This is a genomic window from Pseudomonadota bacterium, assembly GCA_023229365.1.
Taxonomy (GTDB): domain Bacteria; phylum Myxococcota_A; class Polyangia; order JAAYKL01; family JAAYKL01; genus JALNZK01.
On the sequence record JALNZK010000052.1, the window covers coordinates 24769 to 35172 of the forward strand.

The following is a 10404-nucleotide window of genomic DNA, read 5'->3' on the forward strand; positions in this document are numbered from 1 at the left end:
CGCCCTGCCGTGACGCCGACATTCGTCTGACATTCCGAATCATTGGCACATTTCATCCCCTCGCGAGGTTGTGCCACCGTGTGCCACGAAACGGAGGGTGAGGCGAGCCTCACCCTACTTCTTCACCGTTGGGATCGCTGCGAGGCGGTTCTCGGCGCTCTCGCGCGCCTTGACCGCGCGCTTCACGGCAGCGGACGCCTGGGCGCGCAGTTCGGTGGCCTTCTTCTGGACAGCGCCGATCTCCGCGAGGATCCTGTCCACTTCGCGCAGCTTGCCCTTGATCGGGGGTACGGACTCGAGGGTCGCCTTGAGCTCGGCCGCGCGCTTGTCGGCCGCCTGCGCCTCGACCTCGAGGCGCGCCGCCTCAACCTCGAGCTGCCTCTCCTTCACGAGGAACGCCCGCGCGTCTGCCACGGCCCTGCGCTGCGCGTCCGGGATCGCCTCCGCGCCCTCGAGCTCGGCGAGGCGCGCGATCTCGAGAGGGACCGGCTGGCGCACGCCCTCCTCGATCGACACCGCGTGAAGCTCTTCGGTGCGCGCCGGCGCCTCGACGAGGAAGAACGATCGCCCCGTCGCGTCCCCCTCGACGATGCGGCCGGGCGTCGTGATCCTGCCGTTCCGGAGGTGGCGCACGTCGAGAGCGACGAGCCGCGCCTGTCCTGCGGCGTTGTCCACGGAGAACTCGAGCTCCGTCCGCTTCTTGCCGTGGGCGTAGAGCTGGCCGCCGCGCCACTCGAGCAGCTCAGGCGCCATCTCCTCCTGCGACGACACGGAGAACGAGATGTCCGGATCCTCGCCGAAGCACCACACGCCGATCTCCTCGGGCTGCGTGCGCTCGAGCGCCGCCTCGCCGCGGAAACGCCCGTCCACGTAGAAGCTCGCCATGCCCGCCTGGAGCACGAGGCCGGTGCCGTTCTCGACGCGCGAGCAGGTCGCGGGCGCCCGGCCGTCCTCGAGCAGCGTGAACACCTCGCCCGGAAGCTCGCGCCGCAGCACCGGCACGGCGGCCGAGGTGCCGGCCGGGATCGTCACCTGGTTCAAGGCGCGGTACGTCGCGATCTCGCCCTCGACCCGGGCCTCGGCCTCGACCGCGGCCGCGGGCTCTCCGACCTCGATGAGCGAGCTCTCCGACTCGGCCGGTGCGCTGGCCCCGACGCCGATCCTGCCCGCGGCGCTGCCGTAGCCCACGCCCGAACCCGTTCCCCCGCCTCCGTAGCCGATCCCGGACATCCCGATTCCGCCCGCGCCCTCGAGCTGGTACGCGGAGAAGCCGTAGAGGAGCGCGTCCGCGGTCCGGACGCCGATCTGCGGCGTCATCTCGCCCACCTCGTCGGTGTGCAGCTCCCGGGAGGCGTAGCGCGGCGACGCGATCGACGCGACGTACGATCGCGGCAGGCCGGAAACGAGCGTCAGCTCGACGTCGCGCCAGTCCTCCGAGGTGTCGTTGTGGACAATCGCCCATGACTCCACGGAGAGCTTCCCCTTGCGGACCACGACCCGGTAGGACATCCGCCACAGGGGCGCCTCCTGGATGTAGCTCACGGCGAGCCTGCCGCGGGAGGCCGGGGCGACCTCGAGGACGACCGGCGAGGGGCTCGTGCCCGACGCGCGGCCGAGACGGGAGGCGAGATCGCCGAGCGCCGAGGCCTCGAGCGCGCTCGAGGGGCGCATCGACGCGATCTCCTCGAGCGGCACGAAAGCGATCGCGCCGTCGTCGGTCACGATTGCGACGTCGTCCCGCGGCACGGGCTGCGCGGCGCCGTCCGCCCCGGCGACCGCCGCGCGGGGTGCCCCCGCGGCCACCGCGAGCACCGCGCCCGAGAGGCGCCCGCCGTCGCGCCTCGCGATCTCGACGCGGGTCCCTGCGAGCTTGGCGGTCAGATCCGCGATCTCGGCCGGGAGCGCCACGCCGTCGCCGCCCTCGGAGAGCGCCATCCCGAGGCCGCTCGCGGCCGCGGCCTGCGCGAGGTTCAGGACGCGCGGGTAGCTCGCGCTGCGCACCTGCACCGTGCCGTCCGTGGCCACGACGAGCGAGGCGAGGAGGTCGTCGAGGTTGCTCAAGCTCACGCCGAGCTCGAGCCGCGCGGCGCCGTCGATCTGGGCCTGGCGCTCGATCTGCGCGAGGCCACAGTCGTAGATCGTGACGCGGGACGTCTCGAGCGTCTTCGCCTTCGGTGCGCCGCCGGCCGGGCCGGCGAAGGCGATCGAATAGGCGAGGACGATGAGTGAAGTCGTGCCGATCTTCGTCGCGCGCATGCTGCCCTCCTGTTCGCCGCCCTCCGGAGAGAGGACACCGCGACGCGGGGAATGTTCCTCGACCGCGCGGCGGGCTGTATACTCCGCCCATGCCGAGAGCGCCGAAGCCGTCCCTCACGCTCGCCATCCTCGCGTTCAACGAGGAAGGCAACCTCGGCGCCGCGATCCGCGAGGCGGTCGAGTTCCTCTCGAGGGCGCTCGACGATTGGGAGATCGTCGTCGTCGACGACGGCAGCACGGACGGGACCGCCGCCGTCGCACGGGCCGCGGCCGAGGCGGATCCGCGGATCCGCGTCCTGACCCACCGCCGCAACCGCGGCATGGGCGCCGGCATCTCGTCGGCGATCCGCGCGGCGACGAAGGCGCACTTCGTGTTCAACGCCGCGGACGGCCAGATCGCCATGGCGGAGATAGGGAGGCTGCTCCCGCTGCTCGATCGCGCGGAGATCGTGCTGTCGATCTACGAGAACGGCCGCGAGTCCGCCCTGCGCGCGACCTTGAGCCGCGCGTTCCGCGTCTACCTTCGCGCCGCCGCAGGCATCCGGTTCGAGCTCGAGGGGCTGTACCTCTTCCCGACCGGTGCGGCCAAGGAGATCGCACCGCGGATCGACGCCGAGACGTTCTTCTTCAGCTTCGCGCTCGTCGCGCTCGGCCTGGAGCGGGGCCTGCGCGCGGCGACGACCGGCGTGCGCTGCGCGCCGCGGAGATCCGGCGCCTCGAAGATCCTGCACCCGCTCAAGCTCGCAGCCGTCGCCGCGGAGGCGGCGCGGTTCGGCGCCGCGCGGCGCCACGGGAGCTAGCGATGTCCGAATTCGGCGATCCCAATCCCGCGCCCGAGATCACGGCTATCTCCGCCGGCCAGCGCGCCGAGTCGCCCACCGTGGCGATGGACGATCCGACGCTCGCCGCCCGCGCCAATCGCCCGCCCGTCCCAGCGGCGATCTCGGTCACGCCGGAGTGCGCGGGGAGGTACCGACTGAGCGACGACGACCGCGAGAAGTCGGAGATCGGGCGCGGCGGCTTCGGGTGCGTGCTGTCGGTCGTCGATCAGCACCTCGGCCGGACGATCGCGGTCAAGGAGCTGCACCCGGACGCCCTGTTCGACGAGTCCGATGCGAGGTCCTCCGGCTACGCGTCGGCCAAGGTGTCGCGCTTCCTGCGCGAGGCCCGTGTCACTGCGCAGCTCATCCACCCGAACATCGTCCCGGTGTACGAGCTCGGCGAGCGCGACGACGGCACGCTCTACTACACGATGCGGCTCGTCCGGGGCTCGACGCTCAAGGAAGCGCTCCGCGGCGCGCCCACGCTCGGCCTTCGCCTGCGGCTCCTGCCGCACTTCGTCGACGTGTGCCAGGCGATCGCGTTCGCCCACAGCCACGGCGTCATCCACCGCGACCTGAAGCCGGACAACGTCATGCTCGGCGAGTTCGGCGAGACGCTCGTCCTCGACTGGGGGCTCGCGAAGACGATCGCCGAGGGCGCCGGCCCGCTCGAGCCCCGCGCGTCGACGCCGCCGTTCCCGACGGGCGCGAGCTCGGCGGAGCTGACCGGCCCGTCTGACCTCACGGTCGACGGGAGCTTCATGGGCACCCCGGCGTACGTGAGCCCGGAGCAGGCCATGGGCGAGGTGACCGCGATCGACGCGAAGTCGGACGTCTGGTCGCTCGGCGCGATGCTGTACGAGATTTTGACCGGGCGGCCGCCGTTCGTCGGGCGCTCGGCGCGCGAGGTGCTGATCCGGGTGCTCACCGAGGAGATCCGCTCGGCAAAGGAGCTCGATCCGGCGGTGCCGAGCGAGCTCGCCTCCGTGTGCGCCAAGGCGCTGACGCGCGACAAGTCGCAGCGGTACGCGTGTGCGAAGGATCTCGCCTTTGAGGTCGAGGCGTTCCGCTCGGGCCGCCGCGTGCACGCCCACGAGTACAGCGCATGGGAGCACCTCAAGCGGTTCGCCCAGGCCAAGAAGGGGCTGATCGCGGCCGTCGGCGCCGTGTTCGCCGTGACGATCGCGGCGCTCGTGTTCGTCGCGGTGTCGTACGGCCACGAGAAGGACGCACGGCAGCGCGCCCAGATGGCCGCCGAGCGGGAGAAGACGGCGCTCGCCGAGGAGCACCGCGAACGGCTGCTCTCGAGCTTCCACTTCGCCGAGGGCGCGGCCGAGAAGGCGGAGCGGCTCGCCGGGGAGCGGCGGTACGCGGCCTCGCGGATCTACGCCGCGGCCTCCCTCCAGCGCAACCCGGCGTTCCCGAAGACGCCCCTGTTCGACGCGGGGTTCGAGCTCGCGGCGAAGGAGGCGAATCCGCTCGCCCTGCGCGCGCTGTCGCTCGCCTACCGGGGCTCGGCGGACGCGTTCCTGCGCTACGAGCGCACGCTCGTCCACGGCGGCCCGCTCAACCGCGTCGCGTTCAGCCCGGACGGCCGAAGCGTCGCTGCGTCGGCGAAGGACGGCGCCGTCGAGATCTGGGGCGTGGGAGACGGGCGCCGCGTGCGGAAGATCCAGGCGCACACGGGCGCGGCGTGGGCGATCGCCTTCTCGCGCGACGGGAAGCTCCTCGCCAGCGCCGGGGCGGACGGCGTCGTACGCCTCTTCGACGCGACCGGCGGCGGAAAGGTCGCCGAGCTGGCGGGGCACGCGGGTGATGTCTACGACGTCGCGTTCGCGACGGGGGACGTGCTCTTCTCGTGCGGACACGACGGCACGGTGCGGTCGTGGGACGTCTCCGGGCGGAGGCAGCTCCTCGAGTTGCGCGGCCACGACGGGCCGGTGCACGGCGTCGCGGTGTCCGAGGACGGCGCGCTCGTCGCCTCGGGCGGCCGCGATCGAACGGTCCGGATCTGGCGCGCCTCCGGGCAGGGCGAGCCGCGCGTCCTCGCCGGACACGCGTCCGTGATCCGCGGGGTCGCGTTCTCGAGAGACGGCACCATGCTCGCGTCCGCGAGCTACGACAAGACGGCGCGGGTGTGGGACGTCGCGACCGGCGTCGAGCGGTTCGTAGCGGGCGGCCACGCCGACGAGGTGCTCGCCGCCGCCTTCTCCGACGACGGCGCGCGCCTTTTCACCGCGAGCTGGGACCGCGAGGTCCGGATCTTCGACCTCCCGTCGCAGTCGCTCGCCGCCGCGGCCGAGGGGTTCACGGGGGCGGTATGGAGCGCCGCGGTCTCGGCGGACGGCGAGCGCGTCGCGGCCGCGAGCGAGGACGGCACGGTGCGGATCTGGCGCGTCGTGGAGCCGCCACCCGTGCTGTTCGTGCCCGGCCAGGGCTACCTGTGGAGCGCGCTGTTCTCGCCGTCGGGAGCCGAGATCGCCACCTCGGGGGCGGACGGCGCGGTCCGCCTCTGGAACGCGAAGACGGGGAGGCTCGTGCGCACGCTCGAGGGGTTCCGCGATCTCGTGGCCCAGATCGCGTTCACCCCGGACGGGAAGGGGCTCGTGGCGGGGGGGTACGACGGCATGATCCGCATCTTCGACACGACGACCGGGGCATCGACGCCGATCGCCGGGCACGAGGGGTTCGTCCGGACCGTCGACGTCCACCCGAACGGCGCGCGGTTCGCCTCGGGCGGCAACGACGGGGCGGTCCGGATCTGGAGCCTCCCCGACGGAGCTCCGGTGCGCTCGATCGCGGCGCATGACGGCGCGGTACGGAGGGTTCGCTTCTCGCCGGACGGAGAGCGGCTCGCGACGGTCGGAGGCGACGGCTGGCTGCGGGTGCACGATCCCGCGACCGGCGCCCTCGTCTCGTCGTTCGAGGTCGGCGGGCACCCCGTGACCGGGGTGGACTTCTCGCCGGACGGCGAGCGGCTCGCGGTCTGCGCCTTCGACGGCTCGCTCCTCCTGTTCGACGACGCGTCGAAGCTCGCGCGACCGCGGCGCCTCACGCGAGGCGCGGCGGGCCTGTACCTCGTGCGGTTCTCCCCGGACGGCACGCGCGTCGTGGTGTCGGGCGACGACAGCGTCGTCGCGGTGTGGTCGGTCGAGAAGGGCAAGCTCGAGTTCGTCTTCGCGAGCACGCAGAGCGCGGTCGCGGTCGACTTCGCGCCGATGGGCGACGCGATCGTCTTCGGCGACTCGGATCGGGCGCGGGTGTACGATCTCGGCCTCGCGCTCGGGCAGAGGGACCCGCAGGCGCTGCTCGCCGCGGCCCAACGCGACGGCGGGATGACGCTCGACGGCTTCACGCTCGTGCCCGCAACGCCCGGAGCGGCCGAATGACCCCGGCGGCCGAGAACGCCGAGATCATCTGGCGCGCGGCGCTCGACGCCGTGGATCCAAACCGCGTCGTCCGGCGCGCCGTCTCGCTCGACGGGGAGGCGCTGCACGTCGGCGGCGCGGCCGTCGATCTCGCAGGGGCCCGGATCCGGATCGTGGGCGGCGGGAAGGCCGCGGTGCCGATGGTCGAGGCCGTCGTCGATCTTCTCGGCGACCGGATCGACGGCGGGATCGTGATCACGAAGCGCGGCCACGGCGAGGACCGCGGCGCGGTCGGGCCTGTCGCGATCCGCGCGGGCGGCCACCCTCTGCCGGACGCGGACGGCGTGCGCGCTGCCGCCGAGATCGTGGCCCTGCTCACAGGCGGCGCCGAGCGGGATCTCGTCGTGGCGCTGCTCTCGGGCGGCGGGTCGTCGCTCCTCGCCCTGCCCGACGACGGCGTCTCGCTCGACGACCTGCGCGACGCGAGCGACGCCTTCATCCTGGGCGGCGCGGACATCGCTCGGCTGAACGCGTTGCGCAAGCACCTCACCCGCCTGTCGGGCGGCCGGCTCGCCCGCCTCGCGGCCCCGGCACGCGTCGTCGCGCTCATCCTCTCGGACGTCGTCGGCGATCCGCTCGACGCGATCGCGTCCGGCCCCACGGCGCCGGATCCGACGACGTTCGGCGACGCCCTCGCCGCCGTTCGCGCGCTCGGGCTCGAGGCCGCGTTCCCCGGCCCGGTGCTCGAGCGGCTCCGACTCGGCGTTTCGGGGGCGATCGACGAGACGCCCAAGCCCGGGGATCCCTTGTTCGATCGCGTCCTCAACCTTGTCGTGGCCGGCAACCGCACGGCCGTCGACGCCGCGGCCGAGAGAGCCCGCTCTCTCGGCTTCGCGACGGAGGTCGCGGCGGCGGATCTGCGCGGAGAGGCGAAGGAGTGCGGCCGGGAGCTCGCGGCGCGCGCGGCCGCGATTTCACGGGGCAAAGGCGCCCTGCGCCTCCCGGCGTGCCTCGTGTACGGCGGCGAGACCACGGTGACCGTGCGGGGGACGGGACGGGGCGGGCGCAACCAGGAGCTCGCGCTCGCGGCGGCGATCACGCTCGAAGCACGCGGCTGCGAGCGGGCGTGCGTGGTCGCGGTCTCCACCGACGGCCAGGACGGGCCGACCGACGCGGCCGGCGCCGCGGTCGATGCGACGACCTGCGGCAGGATCCGGGCGACCGGCATCGATCCGAACGCCGCGCTCGCGGAGAACGACTCCTTCACGGCGCTCGACGCGGCCGGCGCGCTCATCCGCACGGGCCCGACGCGCACGAACGCCGCGGATCTCGCGCTGGTCCTGGTGGACGCTATTCGATGACGACGGTGCCGCCGCTCGAGAACTTCCTGTAGAACCGGAACGCGTCGAGGATCACCGCCGAGTCCCGCGTGCTGTCCATGGTGTCGTGGATGTGGAACGTGAGCGTGAACTCCTCGCCGCCGTCGATCGGCCAACGGGTGCTCAGCCAGCCGGTCGAGGATCCGTGCTCCGATGTTTCCTCCAGCTGGCTCCCGGCGCACTCGTAGCCGGTGCCCTCGATCGAGGTCTCTGCCGTTCCGTCCGGGCAGTCGTTGTACCAACAGCACTCGGACAGGGCGCTGTTGATCGCGACATAGCAATAGTTGACGCCCTGGGTGCACCCCTGCGTCAGGGCGATGTCCGGCGTGCACTCGAAATCGAAGTACGCCTCTTCGTCGCGACAGGCCGTGAAGTTGATCACCGTTGCCTCACCGTCGTTGGTCGATGCCGCCTTGATCTCCGCGTAGAACTTGTCGTTGGCGTCGCTCGAGATGAAATCGTCGTACTCGATGGAGAAGAAAACGTAGTTGAAGCTGAACGACTTGGCATCCTCGGGCGCGCGCAGCTGGAGCTTCCATTCCACGGCGTCATACATCACGTCGCCCTCTGCGCCCGGATTGCTGTCGTACTCGTAGCCGTCCGTGCCGGAATCCTCTTCGGGCACGGGTGAGCACGAAGTCATGTGCAGAGGGGCGTCCCAGTCGCCGCTCGTCATGATGGCGTACGAGCCGTTGAGCCGGGGTTCGAGATCGTTCGTCGCGTCGCCGAACCGGGCGATCGCCTCGCGCGTGTCATCGAGCGTGCAGGTCTGGTCGGCGACTCCCAACCTGTAGGTCGTGACCTCTCTGTACTCGCCGTCGCCGTTCAGCACGACGTCGGGATCGCACAGGTCGAGCGCGCACCGGAGGTTGGCGAGGCCCGCGCCCTCGGCCGGGCAGGCGCTGCAGTCCATCTCGATGACGTCGTCGACGCCGCCGTCCTCCCCCCCCGTGTCGCCCCAGTCCGCGAGCTCCGTCGTGCGGGTGCAGCCGAGCGCCGCGAGCGCGGCCGCGAGCAGGAGGCGGGTTGCGGCCCGGGGGATCATGGGAGCTCGGCGAGCCGCGCCGCGGCGCCCTGCGCCTTTCCGGAAGCGCCGAAGTCGCGCAGGAACGCCTCGAGCGCGACTCGCTCCGCCGCCGTGTCGCCGAGGACGCGCTGCGCGCGGGCGACACCCCACGCCGCCTCCTGGGCGAGCGGCCCCGGTCCGGGCGCCGCGAGGTACCTCTGGAACAGCTCGAGGGCGCGGCCGGGGTTGCCGCCCTGCTCGAGCTGGATCTGGCCGAGCGTCACGAGCGCCGCGCGGGCGACCGGCGTCCCCGGGTACGCGGCGACGAGCCGCTCGTACGCCGCGACGGCTCCCTTGAAGTCCCTCGCCGCGCGCAGATCGCGCGCCGTGGCGAGCAGCTCTTCCGGCGGCGGGACCTGAGGCGCGCTCGCGGCGGCCGGTCGCTCGGGCGGTCCGGCGGACGTCGCGGCGGCGCTCTCGATCTCCTTCGTCTCCGGCGCGAGCGCGAGGTCGAACACGCGCGCCGTCCTGGCGCCCTCGGCGAGCCGCAGGAGCTCGCGCACCGACTCTCGGCCCTCGCGCTTGAGCTCCAGCCGGCGGTAGCCGGGCCTGAGCGACGCGAGGAGCGGCGTCGATCCGAGCGCGGTGCCGTCGACCGACACGATCGCGCCGGCGGGCAGGGACTCCACCTCGAGCGAAGCGGCGCCGTCCTGGGCGAGCGCACTCATGGCGTCCATGTCGGCCTCAGCGCGGGCCTTCTCGTCGTCGCCCACCACCGCGACCTTCGCCGCGCCGAAAGCGAGCCTCTCGCCGAGGCGCACGGCGCGGATCCCGTCCGGCCCCTCGACCGCGACGCTCCCGCGGAACACGCTCACCGAGTCGCCGGCCGTGCCGCGCTCCACCGAGAAGATCGTCCCGGTGACGCGGATCGCGCGGTCGCCCGCGAGCACGCTGAAGCGCCGCCCCTTGCGGTTCGGATCCACGGAGACGAACACGGCGCCCCGCTCGAGCCGCAGCTCGGACGCCGCGGGATCGGACCGCGCTACCTTCACCGACGTTTCCGGCGCGAGGCGGACGAGGACGCCTCCCTCCAGCGCCGCGATCGCGCCGCCGACGCCGGTGGCGATCCCGCCTCCCACGCCTATCTCGCCCGCCTCGAGATCGCTCGCCGCGGTCACCGACACCTCGCCGGAAACGAGGAGAACCTTCCCCGCCGCGCGGGTCGCGAGGTGGATCGCGGACGCGCCCGTCGGGGCGGGCGCCTCCCCGCGGGCGAGGTAGAACGCCGCGCCCGCCGCGAGGATCACGGCCGCGGCGATCGCCGCGACGCGGACGATCGGGAACCGCCGCTCCGCGCGCTCCGCCACCTCCTCGGCGAGCGCGCGCTCGGCCCGATCGAAGGTCTGATCGATCCAGCGACGCCGCGACAGATCATCGAGGATCGGCGCGGGTCCCGGCCGATCCGTGTTCTTGAGTCGCGCGACGACCTCGCTCTCGACCCGGCACGCGGCGCATCGGGCGACGTGCCGCTCGCGCAGGGCGAGCTCTTCCGCCGAGAGGGAGCGCCCGAGCGC

At 73.0% G+C, this 10404-nt stretch carries 6 protein-coding genes; 3 read left to right on the forward strand and 3 right to left on the reverse strand.

Features of this window, described 5'->3' with window-relative positions:
• Nucleotides 1-114 precede the first annotated feature (114 nt).
• The gene (locus M0R80_18855; GenBank protein ID MCK9461694.1) at nt 115-2256 is read right to left on the reverse strand and encodes a DUF4139 domain-containing protein; all 2142 of its coding nucleotides are present in this window, start codon (nt 2254-2256) and stop codon (nt 115-117) included.
• Between the two features lie 89 nt (nt 2257-2345).
• On the opposite strand from M0R80_18855, the gene M0R80_18860 reads away from it, so the two are divergent.
• The 3 genes from M0R80_18860 to M0R80_18870 are packed head-to-tail and all read left to right on the forward strand — an operon-like array spanning nt 2346 to nt 7806.
• A complete protein-coding gene (locus M0R80_18860; GenBank protein ID MCK9461695.1) occupies nt 2346-3056 on the forward strand; it encodes a glycosyltransferase family 2 protein in 711 nt (236 codons plus the stop codon).
• A gap of 2 nt (nt 3057-3058) precedes the next feature.
• Nucleotides 3059-6466 (forward strand): protein kinase, encoded by a 3408-nt coding sequence (locus tag M0R80_18865; protein ID MCK9461696.1) that lies wholly within the window; start codon nt 3059-3061, stop codon nt 6464-6466.
• Nucleotides 6463-7806, forward strand: a complete 1344-nt coding sequence (locus M0R80_18870; protein MCK9461697.1) for a DUF4147 domain-containing protein — start codon at nt 6463-6465, stop codon at nt 7804-7806. Before M0R80_18865 ends, M0R80_18870 begins: the two co-directional genes overlap by 4 nt.
• On the opposite strand, the gene M0R80_18875 is transcribed toward M0R80_18870, so the two are convergent.
• Together M0R80_18875 and M0R80_18880 are read right to left on the reverse strand one after the other, a co-directional pair.
• Nucleotides 7796-8869, reverse strand: coding sequence for a choice-of-anchor L domain-containing protein (locus M0R80_18875; protein MCK9461698.1), 1074 nt, complete (start codon nt 8867-8869; stop codon nt 7796-7798). The two genes, M0R80_18870 and M0R80_18875, sit on opposite strands and share 11 nt — an antisense overlap.
• On the reverse strand, nt 8866-10404 hold a 1539-nt coding region (locus M0R80_18880), incomplete at its 5' end, for a FecR domain-containing protein (protein ID MCK9461699.1). The genes M0R80_18875 and M0R80_18880, both read right to left, overlap by 4 nt.

Coding starts and splice junctions, on each gene's coding strand:
- M0R80_18870 (MCK9461697.1), top strand. CDS start 6,463: ATGACCCCGGCGGCCGAGAACGCCGAGATCATCTGGCGCGCGGCGCTC.
- M0R80_18855 (MCK9461694.1), bottom strand. CDS start 2,256: ATGCGCGCGACGAAGATCGGCACGACTTCACTCATCGTCCTCGCCTAT.
- M0R80_18860 (MCK9461695.1), top strand. CDS start 2,346: ATGCCGAGAGCGCCGAAGCCGTCCCTCACGCTCGCCATCCTCGCGTTC.
- M0R80_18875 (MCK9461698.1), bottom strand. CDS start 8,869: ATGATCCCCCGGGCCGCAACCCGCCTCCTGCTCGCGGCCGCGCTCGCG.
- M0R80_18865 (MCK9461696.1), top strand. CDS start 3,059: ATGTCCGAATTCGGCGATCCCAATCCCGCGCCCGAGATCACGGCTATC.